The 20,660-nt window shown below is 56.7% G+C and carries 21 protein-coding genes; 11 read left to right on the top strand and 10 right to left on the bottom strand.

What is annotated here, in order from left to right; translation table 11 throughout:
• Window positions 1-22: 22 nt before the first annotated feature.
• The 3 genes from V6F78_RS03705 to V6F78_RS03695 are packed head-to-tail and all read left to right on the top strand — an operon-like array spanning window position 23 to window position 4,969.
• A complete protein-coding gene (locus V6F78_RS03705) occupies window positions 23-1,177 on the top strand; it encodes an efflux RND transporter periplasmic adaptor subunit (protein WP_332726642.1) in 1,155 nt (384 codons plus the stop codon).
• Window positions 1,178-1,179: 2 nt separating this feature from the next.
• A complete protein-coding gene (locus tag V6F78_RS03700; protein ID WP_332726641.1) occupies window positions 1,180-4,278 on the top strand; it encodes an efflux RND transporter permease subunit in 3,099 nt (1,032 codons plus the stop codon).
• Between the two features lie 52 nt (window positions 4,279-4,330).
• Window positions 4,331-4,969 carry a DUF1345 domain-containing protein gene (locus V6F78_RS03695; protein WP_047293693.1) on the top strand — a complete coding sequence of 213 codons (639 nt, stop codon included), beginning with the start codon at window positions 4,331-4,333 and terminating at the stop codon, window positions 4,967-4,969.
• Between the two features lie 56 nt (window positions 4,970-5,025).
• Here V6F78_RS03695 and hppD read toward each other — a convergent pair whose 3' ends face one another.
• The gene (gene hppD, locus V6F78_RS03690) at window positions 5,026-6,102 is read right to left on the bottom strand and encodes a 4-hydroxyphenylpyruvate dioxygenase (protein ID WP_047274661.1); all 1,077 of its coding nucleotides are present in this window, start codon (window positions 6,100-6,102) and stop codon (window positions 5,026-5,028) included.
• 337 nt (window positions 6,103-6,439) lie between these two features.
• On the opposite strand from hppD, the gene V6F78_RS03685 reads away from it, so the two are divergent.
• From V6F78_RS03685 to gloA, 3 genes are all read left to right on the top strand, one after another.
• Window positions 6,440-7,990 (top strand): EAL domain-containing protein, encoded by a 1,551-nt coding sequence (locus V6F78_RS03685; protein ID WP_332726640.1) that lies wholly within the window; start codon window positions 6,440-6,442, stop codon window positions 7,988-7,990.
• Between the two features lie 239 nt (window positions 7,991-8,229).
• Window positions 8,230-8,589 (top strand): histone-like nucleoid-structuring protein, MvaT/MvaU family, encoded by a 360-nt coding sequence (locus V6F78_RS03680; RefSeq protein WP_047274751.1) that lies wholly within the window; start codon window positions 8,230-8,232, stop codon window positions 8,587-8,589.
• 384 nt (window positions 8,590-8,973) lie between these two features.
• The gene (gloA, locus tag V6F78_RS03675) at window positions 8,974-9,495 is read left to right on the top strand and encodes a lactoylglutathione lyase (RefSeq protein ID WP_047293812.1); all 522 of its coding nucleotides are present in this window, start codon (window positions 8,974-8,976) and stop codon (window positions 9,493-9,495) included.
• A gap of 55 nt (window positions 9,496-9,550) precedes the next feature.
• On the opposite strand, the gene ahpF is transcribed toward gloA, so the two are convergent.
• The 3 genes from ahpF to V6F78_RS03660 form a co-directional block, all read right to left on the bottom strand.
• Entirely contained in the window at window positions 9,551-11,113 is a 1,563-nt protein-coding gene (gene ahpF, locus V6F78_RS03670; protein WP_047293697.1) for an alkyl hydroperoxide reductase subunit F, read from the bottom strand.
• A gap of 128 nt (window positions 11,114-11,241) precedes the next feature.
• A complete protein-coding gene (gene ahpC, locus V6F78_RS03665) occupies window positions 11,242-11,805 on the bottom strand; it encodes an alkyl hydroperoxide reductase subunit C (protein WP_016780891.1) in 564 nt (187 codons plus the stop codon).
• Window positions 11,806-11,983: 178 nt separating this feature from the next.
• Window positions 11,984-12,922 (bottom strand): site-specific integrase, encoded by a 939-nt coding sequence (locus tag V6F78_RS03660; protein ID WP_095009311.1) that lies wholly within the window; start codon window positions 12,920-12,922, stop codon window positions 11,984-11,986.
• A 180-nt stretch (window positions 12,923-13,102) separates the two neighbouring features.
• Here V6F78_RS03660 and V6F78_RS03655 point away from each other — a divergent pair, with 180 nt between their 5' ends.
• A complete protein-coding gene (locus V6F78_RS03655; RefSeq protein WP_047293701.1) occupies window positions 13,103-14,104 on the top strand; it encodes a DNA-binding protein in 1,002 nt (333 codons plus the stop codon).
• A gap of 316 nt (window positions 14,105-14,420) precedes the next feature.
• Here the strand turns inward: V6F78_RS03655 and gorA are convergent, their stop codons facing one another.
• Window positions 14,421-15,779, bottom strand: a complete 1,359-nt coding sequence (gorA, locus tag V6F78_RS03650) for a glutathione-disulfide reductase (RefSeq protein ID WP_332726639.1) — start codon at window positions 15,777-15,779, stop codon at window positions 14,421-14,423.
• A 134-nt stretch (window positions 15,780-15,913) separates the two neighbouring features.
• On the bottom strand, window positions 15,914-16,753 hold the full coding sequence (gene galU, locus V6F78_RS03645) for a UTP--glucose-1-phosphate uridylyltransferase GalU (protein WP_047274668.1): 840 nt from the start codon (window positions 16,751-16,753) through the stop codon (window positions 15,914-15,916).
• A gap of 281 nt (window positions 16,754-17,034) precedes the next feature.
• Here galU and V6F78_RS03640 point away from each other — a divergent pair, with 281 nt between their 5' ends.
• Both V6F78_RS03640 and V6F78_RS03635 read left to right on the top strand, forming a co-directional pair.
• On the top strand, window positions 17,035-17,223 hold the full coding sequence (locus tag V6F78_RS03640) for a hypothetical protein (RefSeq protein WP_047293709.1): 189 nt from the start codon (window positions 17,035-17,037) through the stop codon (window positions 17,221-17,223).
• Window positions 17,224-17,251: 28 nt separating this feature from the next.
• Window positions 17,252-17,530, top strand: a complete 279-nt coding sequence (locus V6F78_RS03635; protein ID WP_094990926.1) for a hypothetical protein — start codon at window positions 17,252-17,254, stop codon at window positions 17,528-17,530.
• A gap of 8 nt (window positions 17,531-17,538) precedes the next feature.
• Here the strand turns inward: V6F78_RS03635 and V6F78_RS03630 are convergent, their stop codons facing one another.
• The 4 genes from V6F78_RS03630 to V6F78_RS03615 all read right to left on the bottom strand — a co-directional run bounded on the left by V6F78_RS03630 (window position 17,539) and on the right by V6F78_RS03615 (window position 19,949).
• Window positions 17,539-17,769: a hypothetical protein gene (locus V6F78_RS03630; RefSeq protein WP_047274671.1), complete on the bottom strand. Its 231-nt coding sequence runs from the start codon at window positions 17,767-17,769 to the stop codon at window positions 17,539-17,541.
• A 68-nt stretch (window positions 17,770-17,837) separates the two neighbouring features.
• Window positions 17,838-18,764 carry a c-type cytochrome gene (locus V6F78_RS03625; RefSeq protein ID WP_047293710.1) on the bottom strand — a complete coding sequence of 309 codons (927 nt, stop codon included), beginning with the start codon at window positions 18,762-18,764 and terminating at the stop codon, window positions 17,838-17,840.
• On the bottom strand, window positions 18,761-19,408 hold the full coding sequence (locus V6F78_RS03620; RefSeq protein WP_047293712.1) for a c-type cytochrome: 648 nt from the start codon (window positions 19,406-19,408) through the stop codon (window positions 18,761-18,763). The genes V6F78_RS03625 and V6F78_RS03620 overlap by 4 nt, the downstream gene beginning before the upstream one ends.
• A gap of 187 nt (window positions 19,409-19,595) precedes the next feature.
• Window positions 19,596-19,949, bottom strand: a complete 354-nt coding sequence (locus V6F78_RS03615) for a hypothetical protein (RefSeq protein WP_047274674.1) — start codon at window positions 19,947-19,949, stop codon at window positions 19,596-19,598.
• Between the two features lie 209 nt (window positions 19,950-20,158).
• Here V6F78_RS03615 and V6F78_RS03610 point away from each other — a divergent pair, with 209 nt between their 5' ends.
• Together V6F78_RS03610 and V6F78_RS03605 are read left to right on the top strand one after the other, a co-directional pair.
• The gene (locus tag V6F78_RS03610; RefSeq protein ID WP_047274675.1) at window positions 20,159-20,461 is read left to right on the top strand and encodes a DUF1883 domain-containing protein; all 303 of its coding nucleotides are present in this window, start codon (window positions 20,159-20,161) and stop codon (window positions 20,459-20,461) included.
• 33 nt (window positions 20,462-20,494) lie between these two features.
• Window positions 20,495-20,659: a hypothetical protein gene (locus tag V6F78_RS03605; RefSeq protein ID WP_094990927.1), complete on the top strand. Its 165-nt coding sequence runs from the start codon at window positions 20,495-20,497 to the stop codon at window positions 20,657-20,659.
• The last annotated feature ends 1 nt before the right edge of the window (window position 20,660 follow it).

Here is a 20,660-nt window from a genome sequence, read left to right as displayed (position 1 = left end):
CATTTATAAGAAGGCACGCTCATTGAAAAAGCTCTTTGCCCCGCTATGCCTTTCAGCGCTGGCACTGGCCCTCGCGGGGTGTGGCAAGCCCCCCGACGCTGAAGAGAAAACGCCCCTGGTCAAGGTGCGAACCGAAGTCATCGCCACCGCCCCGCTGTCGATCAATAACGAATTGAGCGGACGCATCGTGGCCCCGCGCGTGGCCGAGGTGCGCGCCCGGGTGGCCGGCGTTGTTCTCAAGCGTGTGTATGAAGAAGGCAGCGAGGTCAAACAGGGCGATGTCTTGTTCCTGATTGACCCCGCGCCTTTCAAAGCCGATCTGGACAGCGCACTGGCCGCCCTGCGCAAATCCGAAGCGCTGGCCTTGCAAGCCAGGCTGCAAAGCGAGCGATACGCCGCGCTGATCGACAGCAACGCCATCAGCGCTCAGGAATACGACAACGCCCGCGCGCAGGCGCAGCAGGCGCAAGCCGATGTCGCGGCCAATAAGGCAGCGGTGCAGCGTGCCCGCTTGAACCTGGGCTATGCCACCGTGACCGCGCCGATTTCCGGCCGCATCGGCCGTGCACTGGTCACGGAAGGGGCGTTGGTCGGTCAGGGTGAAGTCACGCCTTTGGCACGCATTCAGCAACTCAATCCGGTGCACGTTGACCTGACCCAATCCACCCGTGACCTGGACAACCTGCGTGCGTCTTTCCGCGCTGGCGAACTGCAGCAGGTCGGCAGCAATCAGGCCCGCGCAACCCTGATCCGCGATAACGGCAGCCTGTACCCGTTGCCGGGCAAATTGCTGTTCACCGACGTCAATGTTGATCCCAGCACGGGGCAGGTGATTTTGCGCAGCGAGTTTCCGAACCCGGATAACGACCTGTTGCCCGGCAGCTTTGTGCGCGTGCGCCTGGAGCAGGCCTTTAACCAACAAGGCATCAGCGTGCCGCAGCGCGCCATCTTGCGTGACAGCGCCGGAGTGGCGCAGGTGCTGCTGGTGGAAGCGGACAATCGCATCAAGCAACAACCCGTTCAGTTGGGTAACGCACAGAACGATCGCTGGATCGTCAACGGTGGCCTGAAAGCCGGCGACCGCATTGTCATCGAAGGCCTGCAACATGCCCGAGCGGGCGAACAGGTGCAAATCGATGACCCCGCACTTCCCCTCGTACAGTCCACGGATCGGTGAGCATGCCGCAGTTCTTTATCGATCGGCCCATTTTTGCGTGGGTCGTCGCGTTGTTCATTCTGCTGGCGGGGGCGTTGGCCATCCCGCAATTGCCTGTCGCGAAATACCCCAACGTCGCACCGCCCAAGGTTGAGGTCTATGCGGTTTACCCCGGCACGTCTGCCCAGACGCTGGACGAAAGCGTGGTCAGCCTGATTGAGCAAGAGCTCAACGGCACGGATGGCCTGATGTATTTCGAATCCCAGAGCAGCCTGGGCAGTGCCACCATCACCGCCACGTTCAAACCCGGCATCGATCCGGAGATGGCGCAGGTCGACGTGCAAAACCGCCTTAAGGCCGTCGAGTCACGCTTGCCCCAAGCGGTGATGCAGCAAGGGTTACAGGTCGAGAAAGTGTCGTCCGGCTTTTTGATGTTGGTGACGCTCACGGCCAATAACAGTCCGCTGGACGAGGTCGCGCTCAGTGATTACCTCGCCCGCAACGTGATGAACGAAATCAAGCGCATAGAAGGCGTGGGCAAGGCCCAGCTCTATGGCGCCGAACGGGCCATGCGCATCTGGATCGATCCGCAGAAGCTGATCGGCTTTCACCTGACCCCGGCAGACGTCAATCAGGCGATTGCCAATCAGAACGCGCAGGTCTCGGCGGGCAGCATCGGTGATTTGCCGGGCCGTCCGACCCAGGAGATCACTGCCACAGTGCTGGTCAAAGGCCAACTCTCGACCCCTGAAGAGTTTGGCGACATCGTGCTGCGGGCGAACCCGGACGGGTCTACCGTGCGTGTGCGCGACGTGGCGCGGGTTGAAATCGGCAGTCAGGAATACCAGTACGGCACTCGCCTCAATGGCAAGACCGCCACCGCCTTCAGCGTGCAACTGGCGCCCGAAGCCAACGCCCTGAGCACTGCCACCCTGATTCGCGCCAAGATGGACGAATTGAGTCGCTACTTCCCGGCAGGCGTTGAATACACCATCCCGTACGACACGTCGCCCTTCGTCAAAGTCTCGATTACCAAGGTGATGTACACCCTGGTCGAGGCGATGGTGCTGGTGTTTGCCGTGATGTTCCTGTTTTTGCAGAACATCCGATACACGCTGATCCCGACACTCGTGGTACCGGTCGCCCTGATGGGCACGTTTGCCACGATGTTGGTGCTTGGTTTCTCGATCAACGTCCTGACCATGTTTGGCATGGTGCTGGCCATCGGGATTCTGGTGGACGACGCTATTGTGGTGGTGGAAAACGTCGAGCGGATCATGGTGACCGAGGGGCTGTCCCCGCGCGAAGCCACACGCAAGGCCATGACCCAGATCAGCGGTGCAATCATCGGTATCACTCTGGTGTTGGTGGCGGTGTTTATCCCGATGGCGTTCATGCCGGGCTCTGTGGGGGTGATTTACCAACAGTTCTCGCTGTCGATGGCCACCTCGATCCTGTTCTCGGCGTTCCTGGCGCTGTCGCTGACCCCAGCGTTGTGCGCAACCCTGCTCAAGCCCATCGCCAAGGGCGAGCACCATGCCAAGGGCGGCTTCTTTGGCTGGTTCAACGCGCGCTTTGAGCGGATGTCCCAAGGTTATGAGCACTGGGTGGTGCACGTGATCAAGCGCAGCGGGCGCTACTTGCTGGTGTACGGTGTACTGCTGGTGATCTTGGTGGTGTGCTTTGCGCGTCTGCCCTCTTCGTTTTTGCCGGTCGAGGATCAGGGCTACACCATCACCGACATCCAATTGCCGCCGGGTGCCAGCCAGATGCGCACGATCAAGGTGGCCGAACAGATCGAGGCACATAACGCCCGTGAACCGGGCGTGGGCAACACCACGATGATTCTGGGCTTCAGCTTCTCCGGTAACGGCCAGAACGCCGCGCTGGCATTCACGACCATGAAAGATTGGTCCGAGCGCGGCGCCAAAGATTCGGCATCAGCGATCGCGGACCGTGCCAATGCGGCGTTCAGTGACCTCAAGGATGCCGTGGCATTTGCCATCCTGCCGCCGCCCGTCAGCGGGCTGGGCACCTCGAGCGGTTTTGAGTTCCGTCTGCAAGACCGTGGTGGCGTCGGATACGACGTGCTGATGCAAGCGCGCACTGAACTGCTGGCCTTGGCCGAGAAAAGCCCTGTGCTGACCAATGTGCGTGAAAGCGCGCTGGCCGAAAGCCCCCAGGTGCAATTGGAGGTGGACCGCAAGCGCGCCAATGCATTGGGCGTATCCTTTGCCGACATCGGGAACGTGCTGTCCACGGCAGTGGGCTCGGCTTATGTCAATGACTTCCCGAATCAGGGGCGCATGCAGCGCGTTGTGGTGCAGGCCGAGGGTGATCAACGCAGTCAGGTTGAAGACCTGCTCAAGATCAATGTGCGCAACAACCTCGACAAGATGGTGCCGTTGTCGGCCTTTGTCCAAGCCCGCTGGATTCAGGGTGCCTCGCAGTTGACGCGCTACAACGGCTACCCGGCCATCAGCATTTCCGGCGAAGCGGCCCCTGGCTACAGCACCGGCGAAGCGATGATCGAGATCCAGCGCCTGGTCGCACAGCTGCCTGCTGGCATGGGCATGGAATGGACCGGTCTGTCGCTGGAAGAAAAAATCTCCGGCGCACAGGCGCCGATCCTGCTGGGGCTGTCCTTGCTGGTGGTGTTCTTGTGTCTGGCAGCCCTGTATGAAAGCTGGTCGATTCCCACGGCAGTCCTGCTGGTTGTGCCCCTGGGCGTATTGGGCGCGGTGCTGGCAGTGACGTTGCGGGGGATGCCCAATGACGTGTTCTTCAAGGTAGGGTTGATCACGATCATTGGCCTGTCAGCCAAGAACGCGATCTTGATCATCGAGTTCGCCAAGACCTTGTATGACGAAGGCCACGATCTGGTGGATGCAACTGTTCAGGCCGCGCGCTTGCGTCTGCGCCCGATTGTGATGACCTCGCTGGCCTTCATTCTCGGCGTCGTACCGCTGGCCATCGCCACCGGTGCGAGTTCCGCCAGTCAACAGGCCATTGGTACGGGCGTCATTGGCGGCATGATCGTGGCCACATTGGCCGTGGTTTTCGTGCCGGTGTTCTTTGTGGTGGTGATGAAATGGGTGAGTAGAAAACCGCGAACGCATTAAGCGTCGACGGCACGTGCTAAGGTTCAGCAATACCTCGTTACAGGGATTGTTTATGCCGCACCTTGCACGCACTCACCCTCGCCTGACCGCTGCCACTGTTCTGGGGGTGGCGGTCGGGATTTTCGCTCCCGCCGCGACCCTGACCACAAAATTTCTACTGGGCTGGAATGCCTGTGTCTGGCTGTACCTGGCGTTGACGTTTTGGCTGGTCATTCGCGCTAAAGCCTGCGATGTCAAACGTACGGCAGAGGTCGAAGACGAAAATGCCAGCATGGTGCTGTTCACGGTCTGTGTGGCGGCATTGGCCAGCCTGGCGGCGATCACCCTTGAGCTCTCCGGCAATAGCAAACTCAGCAACGCCGACCAGGTGATGCACTACGCCTTCACCGGCATGACCATCGTTGGTTCGTGGTTGATGATCGGGGTTATTTTCAGCTTGCACTACGCCCGGCTGTTCTATAACAACGAAGGACCGGAGCCTGCCCTGCGCTTTCCTGAGGGTGAATTGGACCCCGACTACTGGGACTTTTTGTACTTTTCTTTCACGCTGAGCGTGGCGGTACAAACCGCCGACGTTGCGATTGCCACGCGCGAGATGCGTAAAGCCGTGCTGGGGCATTCGCTGCTGGGTTTTTTGTTCAATACCGCTGTGTTGGGGTTCTCGATCAACATCGCTGCCGGATTGTTTTAGTCTCAAAAAAAACGCCCGGCCGAATGATCGGGCGGGCGTTTCTTTAGGTGTCAGGATCAGTCTGCGGTCAAAACACCGCGACGCACCTGATCTCGTTCGATGGATTCGAACAGGGCTTTGAAGTTGCCTTCGCCAAAACCGTCGTCGCCCTTGCGCTGGATGAACTCGAAGAACACCGGGCCCATCAGGGTTTCGGAGAAGATTTGCAGCAGCAAGCGCTTGTCGCCCTTGTCGGAGGAGCCATCGAGCAAGATCCCGCGAGATTGCAGGGCCTCTACCGACTCGCCATGGTTGGGCAAGCGGCCCTCTAGCATTTCGTAGTAGGTGTCCGGTGGCGCGGTCATGAAACGCATGCCGATTTTCTTCAGTGCGTCCCAGGTCTTGACCAGGTCATCACTGAGGAATGCCACGTGCTGAATGCCTTCGCCGTTGAACTGCATCAGGAACTCTTCGATCTGCCCTGCGCCCTTGGACGACTCTTCGTTCAACGGGATGCGGATCATGCCGTCCGGGGCGGTCATGGCCTTGGAAGTCAGGCCGGTGTACTCACCCTTGATGTCGAAGTAACGAATCTCACGGAAGTTGAACAGTTTTTCGTAGAAGTTGGCCCAGTACGCCATGCGGCCGCGGTACACGTTGTGGGTCAGGTGATCGATGATTTTCAGGCCCGCCCCCACTGGATGACGGTCCACGCCTTCAATGAACACGAAGTCGATGTCATAGATCGAGCTGCCTTCGCCATAGCGGTCGATCAGGTACAGCGGCGCACCGCCGATGCCCTTGATCGCGGGCAGGTTCAGCTCCATTGGGCCGGTCGGGATTTCAATCGGTTGTGCGCCCAGCTCAAGGGCACGGGCATACGCCTGCTGCGCATTGCGCACGCGAAAGGCCATGCCGCACACGGATGGGCCGTGTTCGGCAGCAAAGTAGGAGGCTACGCTGTGAGGCTCATTATTGAGGATCAGGTTGATGTCGCCCTGACGGTACAGGTGCACAGCTTTGGAGCGATGGGTAGCGACTTTGGTAAAACCCATGATTTCAAAAATGGGTTCGAGGGTATTCGGTACAGGGGATGCGAACTCGATGAATTCAAAGCCCATCAGACCCATTGGGTTTTCGTATAGATCAGCCATTTTGGCGCCTCATCATGGTCATTTTTAGAATTAACGTAGGGTTATTTGCTAAGAATGCAGAGGCTGTCAGGCGGCGCACAGGAGATGCCACGCACACTGCGCGCAAGGAAATCACCGTGAATCAGTTGGAACCCGAATATCTTCATGTCGACCCATCTCGTGCGGGCGGGGCTTCTGCTTGCAGAAGTCATTATTCTTGTATGCGTAAGCGGATTCTACATGGCGTAATCAGGTTTGTCCCCGCCACGCGTGAATTTGTGGCGTACCAATGCTAGCCTTTTCCTATTACGGCCCACCTTCTTTCTATTTATAGCCCTTTGTCTGTGCAGGAACCTGAATGCCTTTGACGCTGAAGTTGACCCGCAGATGGACAGAGCGTTACGCGTTGGTTGTGCTCAGTGGTTTACTGCCCGTGGTGCTGGGCTTGTTCATCATCGCCTGGCAGGCTGACCGCTCACTCAAGCTGGTGGCTAAGCAGACCGTCACCGAATCGGTCAGGCAATTCGACCAGATGCTCGATAATGCGGCACTGGCCACCGACGTGGTGTTGCCCTTATCCGGCCAGGAATGCACGCAGGTCGAACTGGCCCTGCGCGATCAAGTCACTCGTCGTCCCTTTGTGCGCTCAGTCAATCTGGTGTGGGACAACCAGCTGTATTGCTCTTCCTTGTTTGGCAATTTCAAAGAAACCGTCAACCCGGAAAATTACGTGGCAGGTCGATTGTGGTTGATGTCGGGCAACCCGGTCACCCCGCATGAACCGCTGTTGATCTTGCGCAAACAGAAAGACCATCAAGGCGTGCTGGTCAGCCTTTATGGTTTTCACCTGGTCAATGTGCTGGGGCTGATCAATCATAAAACCCTGTTATTGCTGCAAGTGGGAGACGCCTGGATAGATCGCTATGGGGTCGCTCGCAACACGCCTGTGCCTGACTATCCGGTGGCGCAGGTCAGCTTGCCCTCTGCGCAATACCCCTACCGCGTCGTGGCCGGTTTCAGCGACGGCGAGGTGTGGCGTTTTGCGTTTATGGAATCCCCCGGACTGATCGCCTTAATGATCTTTTTGGGCGTGGTCTCGGCGGGCACCGTTCGCTGGTTGCAAAAGCGCGCGTCGTCTCCCAGCCATGAACTTCAGCGTGGACTGGAGGCCGGAGAATTCATTCCCTTCTTTCAGCCCATCGTGCGGGCTGATGACCGACAGTGGGCGGGCGCGGAAGTATTGATGCGCTGGCAACACCCCCGTGAAGGTCTGGTGCGCCCTGATTTGTTTATACCGTTTGCCGAACACTCCGGGCTTATCGTGCCCATGACGCGATCTTTGATGCAGCAAACAGCAAAGTTACTGGCGCCACAGGCCACTAGCATGGAGCCGGGGTTTCATATCGGGTTCAATATCACGGCGCGTCACTGCCAGGATCTGGAACTGGTTGAAGATTGCAGGACGTTCCTTAAAGCGTTTGCGCCAGGGCATATCAAACTGGTACTGGAGTTAACGGAGCGCGAATTAATCGTGCCCAGCGAATTGACGCACCGCTTATTCGCCCAACTTCATGAATTAGGGGTGATGATTGCCATTGATGATTTTGGTACCGGACATTCCAGTCTGGGCTACCTGCACGAATTCAATGTCGATTACCTGAAGATAGATCAAAGTTTCGTCGCCATGATTGGTGCCGATGCGCTGTCCATCCATATTCTTGACGCCATTATTGAACTCAGCGCAAAACTGGGCTTGGCCGTAGTCGCAGAAGGGGTTGAAACTGAAGAGCAAAGCCAGTATCTGGCGGCCCGGGGGGTCGAGTTTTTACAGGGTTATTTGTTTGCACGTCCGTTACCGGCAGACCAGTTCATCGTGTCTTTACGCAAACGACCAGCCCGAAAAACTTAGAGGGGCGATCGTTCATCAGCCTTCATTGAACCCTTGTGCTATCTGCGTTTGGTGTGTGGCAGTTTGCAGATTAACAACTACAATTTTTTTGACCGAATCCAGGTCGTCCGAATAGTTGTGTTACTGGGCAGTCATTTTCAATGAACGGCTGAAGTACTGCCCTGTCTACCTTATGTTGCCCGTCTTTCTTTCTACCTATCGGTTAGGTACATACCGAACCCACGATCGGAGTAATGACTTTGAGCAGACTTGCCGAGTTTCGCGCCGCTGAAAAGGCGCTGCAAGAACAAATGGCGCAGTTGGAGGCCTTGAAAAATGATGCCGGTTTAAAAAAGGAGATTGAATTTGAGCAAAAACTTCAAGGATTGATGAAGTCCTACAATAAGAATTTGCGCGACATCATTGCGATTCTTGATCCTCACCCGGTGACATCAAAGGTTTCGACGGCCCCTAAACAGCGCAAAGCCCGTGTCGTAAAGGTCTATCACAACCCGCATACCGGTGAACTGATTGAAACCAAAGGCGGTAACCATCGCGGGCTGAAAGCCTGGAAAGAACAGTACGGCGCATCAACGGTAGAAAGCTGGGTGAGAACCTGACCTTGCATCCAAAAAGCCCTGTTCGTCAGGGCTTTTTTGGCGATTTATTCAGCGCCTGCTTCTACACAGCGTATTCGACCGAGAGCCGATCGTGCGCAGACCGTTCAGCCGGCAGAACGGTCCGATAGTCGCAGGCGCCTCAATATTCACATTTTTTTCACACCGCAGGTTTCAGGATGAAGGCTGCTAAAGGACTAGCGCCCCATGCCCGCTTCGGCGGGCTTCTTTTTGCCTCGGATTTATCGAGTGCGCGCTATCAATCATCACGGCTATCTGCCTCCCGACCCTGAATCCGGTTTGGCGCATGGCGTCACATTCCGTATCATTCCCCTCATCACGCTCACCGTAGCGACCAATCATCCAAGCATCACCTTCGGAGGGTTCATGAGCCTGCAAGAACTGAACAGCATGCCCGGCGTTACCGCTACGCCAGACAGCGCTACCCAAAATTTTGTGTTCAACCACACCATGTTGCGCGTCAAGGACATCGAGAAGTCCCTGGATTTTTACACCCGCGTCCTCGGTTTCTCCTTGGTGGAAAAACGTGATTTCCCTGAAGCAGCGTTCAGCCTGTACTTCCTGGCGCTGGTTGACAAAGCACAGATCCCGGCCGATGACGCCGCGCGTACGGTGTGGATGAAGTCGATCCCCGGCATTCTGGAACTGACCCACAACCACGGTTCGGAAACAGACGACAGCGTTGTGTACCACAACGGCAATACCGACCCGCGCGGGTTTGGTCACATCTGCGTTTCAGTGCCAGACATCGTTGCCGCCTGCGAGCGTTTCGAGACACTAAATGTCGACTTCCAGAAGCGTTTGAGCGACGGCCGCATGAAGTCCCTGGCCTTCATCAAAGACCCTGATGGCTACTGGGTCGAGATCATTCAGCCCACACCGCTGTAACAAGCAACGCAAAAAAAACCCATGATCGCTCATGGGTTTTTTTCTGTCCGGGCCTTTAATCAGGGGCAGACGTGCGGATCAAATGATCGAAGGCACTCAGCGACGCCTTGGCGCCCTCTCCTACCGCGATCACGATCTGCTTGTACGGCACGGTGGTCACGTCACCGGCTGCAAAAATACCTGGAATTGACGTCTCGCCGCGAGCATCCACTACGATTTCGCCCCGCGGTGTCAATTCGACAGTGCCTTTGAGCCAATCCGTGTTGGGCAGCAAACCAATCTGTACAAAAATGCCTTCCAGCTCGACGTTGTGGATCTCGCCGGATTGACGATCTTTGTAACGCAGGCCATTCACTTTCTGCCCGTCGCCGGTCACTTCTGTGGTTTGCGCGCTAGTTATCACTGTGACGTTCGGCAAGCTGTTGAGCTTGCGTTGCAAGACGGCATCAGCACGCAGCTTGGTGTCAAACTCAAGCAACGTGACGTGGGCAACGATACCGGCCAGGTCGATGGCGGCTTCAACCCCTGAGTTACCGCCACCAATGACGGCCACGCGCTTGCCCTTGAACAGCGGCCCGTCGCAGTGCGGGCAGTAGGCGACGCCACGGCTGCGGTATTCCTGCTCGCCGGGCACGTTCATTTCACGCCAGCGCGCACCGGTCGCCAGAATCAGTGTCTTGGCCTTCAAAGACGCTCCACTGGTGAATTTCACTTCGTGCAGCTCGCCAGCTTTGCCGGGAATCAATTGATCGGCGCGTTGCAGGTTCATGATGTCCACGTCGTATTGCTTGACGTGCTCTTCAAGCGCCATGGCCAGTTTCGGCCCTTCGGTTTCCTGCACCGAGATAAAGTTTTCGATGGCCATGGTGTCGAGCACCTGGCCGCCGAAACGCTCTGCTGCCACGCCGGTACGAATGCCTTTACGGGCGGCATAAATGGCCGCTGCCGCACCGGCCGGGCCGCCACCGATCACCAGCACATCAAAGGCGTCTTTGGCGCTGATTTTCTCGGCCTGGCGTTCTATGGCGCCGGTGTCCAGCTTGCCGAGAATCTCTTCCAGGCCCATGCGGCCCTGACCAAAGTTGACACCGTTCAGGTAGACGCTGGGAACCGCCATGACCTGACGGTCATTGACCTCGTCCTGAAACAGGGCGCCGTCAATCGCCACGTGGCGAATATTAGGGTTGAGCACGGCCATCAGGTTCAGCGCCTGGACCACGTCCGGGCAGTTCTGGCACGACAGCGAGAAGTACGTCTCGAAGTTGAACTCACCTTTCAATGAGCGGATTTGTTCGATCACTTCGGGACTGGCTTTCGATGGGTGGCCGCCTACTTGCAGCAATGCCAGCACCAGCGATGTAAATTCGTGGCCCATGGGGATGCCTGCAAAACGCAGGCTGATATCACCGCCCGGGCGATTCAACGAGAACGATGGTTTGCGCGCATCGGTGCCGTTGTCCAGCAAGGTGATCTGGCTGGAAAGGCTGGCGATTTCTTTCAACAAGTCATGCATTTCACGGGATTTCGCACCGTCGTCGAGGGAAGCAACGATCTCGATCGGCTGGGTGACCCGCTCCAGGTATGACTTCAACTGAGCTTTTAAATTGGCGTCCAACATACGGGCGATCTCCTTAACGGTTTAAGACTGTGTAAAAAAAACGCCCGAGCGAATCTCGCCCGGGCGTTTTGAGGGCGATGCTGCTGACAACTCAGGTGCGGATCACCGCCCTTGGCTGGCTCACAGGCTTAGATCTTGCCGACCAGGTCGAGCGATGGCGCGAGGGTGGACTCACCTTCTTTCCATTTGGCCGGGCACACTTCACCCGGGTGGGCAGCCACGTACTGAGCCGCTTTGATTTTGCGCAGCAGTTCGGAAGCATCACGGCCAACGCCGCCGTCGTTCAGTTCAACGATCTTGATCTGACCTTCAGGGTTGATCACGAACGTGCCGCGATCCGCCAGGCCCGCTTCTTCGATCAGTACGTCGAAGTTGCGAGAGATGGTCAGCGTCGGGTCGCCGATCATGGTGTACTGGATTTTACCGATGGCTGGCGAGGTGTTGTGCCATGCCGCGTGAGCGAAATGGGTGTCAGTAGACACGCTGTAGATTTCCACGCCGAGTTTCTTGAACTCTTCGTAGTTGTCAGCCAGGTCTTCCAGCTCGGTTGGGCAAACGAAGGTGAAGTCAGCCGGGTAGAAGAACACAACGGACCATTTGCCTTTCAGGTCGGCGTCCGACACTTCTACGAAGCTGCCGTTTTTGTAAGCGGTGGCTTTGAACGGTTTTACTTGGCTATTGATGATAGGCATCGTTGACTCTCCGTCAGGGTTGAAAAGTTGATGGGGTGAATCCTAACAACACATTTTGTATCTGGCTCATTGGGAAAGCTGATGCTGGTGATTAGTTTTGGCTATCAGGTTGCTCTATTAATAGAAGAAACCCGAATACCACTCTCTGCCAGCCCGCTCACCCGCACCTTGATCCCGATCAAGGCCCGATACGTTTTTCTGCCGCAATGCTCATCCCGGTAAACGGGGTCGCTTCAACATAGCGCATCGCTGACTTAACGTCCTTCCATCCGACGTAATTCATCAGGGACTTAAGGTCCCAGCCACTGTGATGCGCCCAGGTTGCAAAACCGCGACGCAATGAATGGCTGGTGTACTGCTCGGCGGGAATCCCCGCACGCTCCAAGGCTTGGCGCAGCAAGGGAATCACACTGTTGGCGTGCAAGCCCGCTTCGCCCAGATTGCCCCAGCGATCAATGCCCCTGAAGACCGGGCCGCGCACCAGCGCCGAAGCGTTGAGCCACTCGATGTAGGCCCGCACCGGGCACAGTCGCAGCAATGCCGGGGTCTGGAAGGTTTTGCCGAGGTTGTCCCGGTCTCCTTTACTGCGCGGCAGATACAGGGTGATCCCCGAACCTGCTACCGCTTGCACGTGCTCAACCTGTAAGCGGCATAGTTCGTCACTGCGAAAGCCCCGCCAAAACCCTAGCAATATCAGCGCGGTATCGCGTCGCGCCCGCAGCCAACCGGGCTGGTCAGCATTGGCCTGTGCGGTTTGCGCCTCGCTTTCGAGCCAATCAATCACTGTCTCCAAGTGCTGCAATTGCAGGGGTTCTGCCTGTTTTTCCTGCGCCGGGTGTAGTGCGCGTATGCCTTTGAACACTTTACGCACCACTGGCGCTTTGGTCGGGTCGGCAAAGCCCTGGCTGTTGTGCCACTGAGCGATGGCCGACAGGCGTAGTTTCAAAGTGTTGATCGAGAGCTGACCGGCATGCGCGACCAGGTAGCGCGCCACGCTGTCGCTGGTGGCTGGCAGGAAACCGCCCCAGGTCACTTCAAAGTGCTCGATGGCGGCGCGGTAACTGCGTCGGGTGTTGTCGCGGGTGGCCGCGTTCAGATAGCGATCCAGATCGCTCATGGGGGGTATCTCTCACGTTGGCGTACTGGAAACAGGCCCAAATATCACAAAACAGCCTCTAGCACGGGATAATACCAGTATATCCCGCCTGATAAATCATAAAAAATGACAGAAAAACAGAACTTATATAGTATGTAATTACATGATACATACCACAGTACATAATCGTAGGAGAGAGTCATGGCTCGCGGCGGCGTAAACAAAGCAGTGGTGCAAATTGCACGCGCGGCAATCCTGGCCCGTGGTGAACACCCGAGCATTGATGCCGTACGAATCGAGATGGGTAATACCGGTTCCAAAACCACCATTCACCGGTATTTAAAGGAGCTGGATGACAGTGATAACCGTCGCGGGGTATCCCATGAAGCGCTGGGCGATGAGCTTGCAGAACTGGTCACCCGCCTCGCTCATCGGCTGCAAGAGCAAGCTCAGGAACCGATTGATCGCGCCCAGGCGCAGTACGAACAGCTAAAAACACAGCTGCAGGCCCAATTGTCTGAAGCTCAGCAGGCGCTGTCCGGACTACAGCAGGATCTGGAGATTCAAACGACGGCCTTGCAACAGGAAAGCGCCAACCTTGAGTCCACACGCTCTATGCTGCAGACCGAACAGACGCGCAATGCAGCCCTCAATCAAGCCTGCAGCGATTTTGAATTGCGCCTCAAAGACCGTGACGAGCAGATCCGTTCGCTGGAAGAAAAACACCTCCATGCGCGCGATGCGCTTGAGCATTACCGCAGCGCTGCCAAAGAGCAGCGCGAGCAAGACCAGCGGCGTCATGAAGGCCAATTGCAACAGGTGCAAATGGAACTGCGTCAGGCACAGCAAAGCGCCCTTGTACGACAGGATGAAATCACACAACTGCACCGCGATAACGAACGCGTGCTCAGTGAGAACCGTGCACTGGCCAAGGAAATCCATCAGGTCAACGAACAACAGAAAAAGCTGGGGGCGCACAACCAACAACTGAGTCATCAGGTGAGCCAACTGGAGGGCGAACGCACCCTGCTCCAGGAACGGCTGCGCGTGGCGACCCATGAAGGTGAAGCGCTCAAAAAAGCCCAGACCGACACTCAACTGGCCGTGACAACATTGACCATGCGCGCAATGAAAGCAGAGGCGACACTGGAGACGCTCAAGGCACTCAAAGACGCCGAGACGCCAGCCCCGACCGACGAGTAATCACCCGGCAAAGCCCTGCCGAAGACGCTCAGCGCTCTTTTTAAGAGGGCTGAGTTGATTGAGCCCGGTTATTCAGGTATCGCTGGCACAGAACTCCCGGGGCCGGCAGGGTCAGTCGTTGGCGCAGCACTCGATTGGGTAAGGGTTTCATGGGAGTTTCCGTCAATGATTGAGTTTTGCCTCAGTAGCTGACGGATAGTTCATGAGTGCATGCACGCAGCGGTGGTTGATATGTACGGCGCGCGGGATGCGCATCGTGTTGAGTGACTGCGGCAAGCATGGCGCGACGCCCGCAGCAGTCTCTCCACGCATTCGATTAGCGCTTGACGGGCGTGCGCATGGTGACAAATTCTTCGGCCGCCGTGGGATGGACGCCAATGGTTTCGTCAAAGTGCTGTTTGGTTGCGCCAGCCTTCATGGCAATGGCTAAGCCCTGCACAATTTCCCCCGCTTCGGGGCCGACCGTATGGCAACCCAACACTTTGTCCGTTTCGGCATCAACCACCAGCTTCATGAGCGTGCGTTCCTGGCAATCGGTCATCGTCAGTTTCATCGGCCTGAAACTGCTTTCGAAGATCTGCACCTGATGTCCATCCTCGAGGGCTTGCTCCTCACTCAAGCCGACGGTCCCGATAGCGGGCTGGCTGAATACGGCCGTCGGGATCATGTTGTAATCCACCGGGCGGTATTGCTCAGGCTTGAACAAACGGCGCGCCACGGCCATGCCTTCTGCGAGTGCAACAGGCGTCAATTGCACACGGCCAATGACGTCGCCAATGGCCAGAATCGAAGGTTCATCGGTCTGGTACAGGTCATTGACGTTAATGAAGCCGCGCTTGTCGAGTTTGACGCCCGTGGTTTCCAGACCAAGGTTGTCAAGCATCGGCCGGCGACCCGTCGCATAGAACACGCAATCAGCTTCAAGCACACGACCGTCTTTTAGCGTGGCTTTCAGGCTGCCATCGGGCTGCTTGTCGATTCGCGCAATATCGGCGTTGAACTGCACGTCCATGCCGCGCTTGAGGAGCTCTTCATGCAAATGTTTGCGCACGGAGCCATCAAAACCTCGCAGGAACATCTCACCGCGATACAGCAGAGAGGTCTCGGCGCCCAACCCCTGGAAAATCCCCGCGAACTCGACGGCAATGTAGCCTCCGCCCACAACCAGCACGCGCTTTGGCAGCGCCTTGAGAAAGAACGCTTCGTTCGAACTGATGGCGTGTTCATGCCCCGGGATCTCGGGGATCTGCGGCCAGCCACCGGTGGCGATGAGGATGTGTTTTGCCGTGTGCCGCCGACCATTGACCAGCACCTCGTTTGGCCCGGTCAAGGTGGCGTGCCCCTCCAGCAACGTAACACCACTGTTAACCAGCAAGTTGCGGTAGATACCATTGAGACGATTGATTTCACGGTCTTTGTTGGCAATCAGCGTGGACCAGTCGAAGCTGGAAGCACCCAGCGTCCAGCCAAAGCCTGACGCCTGCTCGAACTCTTCGGCAAAGTGGGCGCCGTAGACCAGCAGCTTTTTAGGCACACACCCCACATTGACGCACGTACCGCCCAAATAGCGGCTTTCCGCCACGGCCACCTTGGCACCAAACCCGGCTGCAAAACGGGCAGCGCGTACACCGCCTGAACCGGCCCCAATCACAAACAAATCAAATTCGTAGGACATCACTATCTCCTGAGCAGTCCATCAGCATAATCCCTGCGGCGCGATTGACCAGCGCCGAGGATGACTGAAATGGGAAAACGAGAAAGCCACCCGTAGGTGGCTTTCCCTTGAAGCAGTCAGCACGCTCGTATTTCTTAGTAAGCCTTGCCGGTTTTGTAGAAGTTTTCGAAGCAGAAATTGGTCGCTTCAATGTAGCCTTCCGCACCGCCGCAATCGAAACGCTTGCCTTTGAATTTGTACGCAATCACGCAGCCGTTTTGCGCCTGCTTCATCAGCGCATCGGTAATCTGAATTTCGCCACCTTTGCCTGGCTCGGTTTGCTTGATCAGATCAAAGATGTCCGGGGTCAGGATGTAACGACCGATAATCGCCAGGTTCGAAGGTGCATCTTCAGGGGCTGGTTTCTCAACCATGTTGCGTACGCGGTACAGGTCATCACCAATCAGGTCACCGGCGATGACGCCGTACTTGTTGGTTTCCTGCGGGTCAACTTCCTGGATGGCAATGATGGTGCAGCGGTACTGGTTGTACAGTTTGACCATCTGGGTCAAGACGCCGTCACCTTCCAGGTTGACGCACAGGTCGTCCGCCAGCACCACGGCAAAAGGTTCGTCGCCGATCAGTGGGCGGCCGGTCAGGATAGCGTGACCCAGCCCTTTCATTTCGGTCTGACGGGTGTAAGAGAACGAGCATTCGCTCAGCAGGCGACGGATACCTACCAGGTATTTCTCTTTATCAGTGCCCTTGATCTGGTTTTCCAGCTCATAGCTGATGTCGAAATGGTCTTCAAGGGCGCGCTTGCCACGACCCGTCACGATGGAGATTTCGTTCAGTCCTGCGTCGAGTGCTTCTTCAACGCCGTACTGGATCAGTGGCTTGTTCACCACCGGCAGCATTTCTTTAGGCATGGCTTTGGTCGCTGGCAAAAAGCGAGTGCCGTAGCCGGCTGCTGGGAACAAGCATTTCTTGATCATATGAGTCCTTAAAAGGGCTGTGCGTACGGATTTGGCGCAGTCTAATCAGGCGGCAGCTAGCTTACAATGCCCCCGATAGCATACTGATACCAACATAGAGAAAATATGTGCCACTTAGTTCCTTTTTAACTTTTTTTTCATGTGCGGATGCCTTTCATGGAACCTCTGAAACCGCACCAGGGTCTCTTTGTGGCGAGTGGCACTTACGCATCCTTGACAGCGCTAAAGCCCCGAATGGCGGTAACATGGCGCTCTTTTCCACTCAGTGAGTTCAGCGTGTCATGTCGGATGTAAAAAAAGTTAACGGGTATCTGATCAAACAACTTCAGACCGATGCCTGGTGGGTTCTGGAGAGCACCGATGAGCCGATTGCAGGCCCTTTTGGAAGTGAGGCCGCTGCGATTGAAGTGGCTAACGTGCTCCAGGATCAGCCATCGGCACCCGTGCGCAAGCGCAAGAACAATTCCTGATCCTCTCCTTCGCGATAATTGGCACTCAATGAAAAAGATCCTGATATGTGTACTGCTGTCCCTTGGAGGCTGCGCCACGGCGTCCAACACCTATTTGCCCGACGGACAACAGGGGCTGAGCATCGACTGCTCGGGCGAGGCCATGTCCTGGGGCAAATGCTATGAAAAGGCAGACGCCTCTTGCGCGGGCACCGGCTACACCATTGTCGGCACCGATGGCTCCTCAGCCGTGAAGGATAGTGAAAAAACCATGGGTGTTGATGTAGGAAATTTCACTAGCCGCACCATCGTGGTGATGTGCAAATAGCACACTCTTCACAGGTGGACTTCGACGAATTTGATACCCAGGGAACGCAAGGTTTCTACCAGCGCATCCAGACGCTCAAAGGATTCAACTTCGTCGTTGTCATCCACTAAAAAGAAGCTGCGCCCTGCACTCTTCTTGAAAAATACAATCCACTCCTCGGTCGCTGCCGGGTTAGGGATGGCATGGGTGGCGGTAATGCTGCCGTCGGCATGACGCTGCTGCACGAGCGCTCGTTTCATCGCGTTCTCCTGAAAAACTGCCGTGGCTGTACACGCCTTTAACGGCAGCGAGGTTCAAGGCGCGAAGTTTACTGGATCCCCTGCCCGATCAAAATGCCATTAATGATTTGCCCGTACGCATTGACCCCGTCATTGGCGTGAAATTTCACGCGGGTTTTCTCAATCGAACCTTCCACCAGGCGTGGGTCCTGTGGTCGTTCGTGCGTATTGATGAACGCCGCCACATCCCATGCTTGCTGGTCGCTCAAGCTGCCGGGTTTACCCAACGGCATATTGTGTTTGATGAACGACGCCGCTGTGTTGATGCGGTGCATGCCTGCCCCCCAGTTGTAGGAGTCTTTACCCCACAAAGGTGGCATTACGTAATCGGTCCCGACTTTCTGACCTTGCCCCTGATTGCCATGGCATAACGCACACTGCGCCTCATAAACAGCCGCGCCGCGCTCAAGATCGTAGCCACCTGCGGGCTGCGGCACTTGCGGATAGCCGCGCCCTGGCAACTCGACCCCAACCGGCGCTGTTGTCGACAACCAATAGGCATACACCGACAGCGCGGTGATTTCTCGACTGTCGGCGGCCGGTGGCGTGCCGCCATTCATGCTGAACTGAAAACAGCCCTGCAGGCGTTCGGCAAAGGTATTGACCTTGTCATTCTTCTGGCGATAGGCGGGATACATCGTGTATGCGCCCCACAGGGGAGCGGAGTTGGCCAGCCTGCCCTGATCCAGGTGGCAATTGGTGCAATTGAGGCCATTGCCGACAAACTGTGGCGCTTGACGTTTGGTGTCCACAAACAGTGCGTACCCGTCCATGACCATCTTTCCATAGGCATTGTCGGGAAGTTCGCTTTGCTGCGGAGGACGAAAATAGGCTTTCGCGTGCTGAGCCGCAGGCGGGATTTTCAGTTGCGACTGATCTTCCATGGCAATGGGGGCTGCACTCGCCATCGGTGCAACCAGCACACAAAGCGCATAACCGGCTAACAGACGTGTCATTGCGCAGCCTCCTGAGGCGCCACAGTGGCGAAATATTCGGCGACCGCCGTCACTTCTTCTTCCGTCATGGCCTTGGCGATGTGCCCCATCAGGTCACTCGGGTCATTGCGGCGCAGGCCCGCACGCCATGCATTTAGCTGTCCGGCAAGGTAAAGGGCGGGTTGATTGGCCAGTGGCGGAAACGCGCTGCCCACCCCTGCGCCGCCTGGGCCATGGCAGCTCACACACTCAGGAATGTTGCGCTCCCAGGCGCCGCGCAGGGCCAGCGTCTGCCCCACACCTTTGGCCGCGTGGCTGCGATTGATGGACGGGGCGGATGGCGCAGGCATCGCGGCCAATGCTGTGGTCACTGAGGTGATCTCGTCCGGCGTCAATGCGCTGGCCAAAGGCTGCATCACCGGACTCACCCGCTTGCCTTCTTTAAAGTCGCTCAGTTGTTTGCTCAGGTATTGGGCCGAAAGCCCGGCCAGTCGTGGAAAACCTGCCGGGGCTACGCCCAGGCCATCCATGCCGTGGCACGCCATGCAGGCTGTCGCGCCGGGCTGGCTGCCACCTTGCAGGAAGACGTCGCGAGGTTCCCCGGCCTGAACGCTGCTTATGGCAAGCAACGCCAAACCACTGGCCAGTGTTCGCTTAAGAGGCATCTTGGGCCGCTCCATTTTTGTTATATGCATAGGCGAAAAACCTATAAGCACAAAAATAGTAAGCTAATGGCTATTTGCCTGCAACGCGTAGTCCTCACCGATAAGCGCCTGTAAGAAAAAAACCCGACCGCTGCAAGAAGCAACTGTCAGGTTTTTGTGTAGGCCGCAGGAAGAACGAACGGTCGCGTTATTGACCGGAAATGCAGTGCGTCGCTGCCGCGCGAATGTCTCCTGGGCGAATCGGCACGTTAGACATGCTTTCGTACACCTTGATGCTGCTACCCGCCGAACGCTCTTCGATATCAATCACCGCCGTGGGCCCCGAGGTCAGCTTTTGCGGAACGATTACCCGCAAACCATCCTTGTGCGGCTCAATTTGCGGGGCTTTGCGTGTGCGTGATAGCTGTTGCACCAGGCACTGAGCGTAAGCCTCCGGCTTCTTGCCAGAAATCACACTCATCGTCGGCAATGTCTGCTCAATGTCCGTGACCGATGCACAGCCTCCCAAAGCTAGCATTGCCACCAATACGCCCCACTTCATACAAATCCTCCGTTAAAGATCCTACGACCATCGATCTTTAAAATTTCTCCCTGCGGGCAGGGAATTAATACTCAAAAAGTAGCAATTTAAATTTGCCAAGCGTCAGATTCGTCTGCGCGGCAGCATAATAAGCTGGTTTAGCCTCCAACTTGGACTAAAGCACATGTTATCGTCCTGTTTTTTTAGCAAAAGCGCCCTTCGGAGCCCCCATGAAATTCATTCACCAGCGTGAGCACCTCAACGAAGATGACATCGTCGTCATCGAGTGCTCCCATCCCTGCAACATTCGCCTGATGAGCGATGCGCACTTTCGCAGCTTCAAAAATGGTGGCCGACACTCGTACCACGGCGGGGCATTCGACAAATTTCCGGCCAGAATCACCGCGCCAAGCACCGGCTTCTGGAACATCACCATCGATACGGTCAGCAGCCGGGCGATCAGCGTGACGCGCAAGCCGACCTTGAAGCATTCGATCAAGATCGTTCGCCGCTCCAGCTCCAAGCTCCGTTAAACCTGACACCGTCTCTTAGCGACAGGAATTCCCGTGCCAACCACTAAATACGTCATCAAGTACAAGCTCGACGGCGAGCGCCGTTTTGAATTCGCACAGCTCACGTCCGGGTCAGAGGAAGAAGCCCGCGCAGCGCTTGAAAAAATTAACGGCAAAGAACAAACCATTACCGACATCAAAGTGAGCAAGGCGCTCTGAT

The sequence above is a fragment of the Pseudomonas sp. ESBL9 genome, from assembly GCF_036668715.1.
Classification (GTDB): domain Bacteria; phylum Pseudomonadota; class Gammaproteobacteria; order Pseudomonadales; family Pseudomonadaceae; genus Aquipseudomonas; species Aquipseudomonas lundensis.
This window is presented reverse-complemented; position numbering and strand designations above follow the sequence as displayed.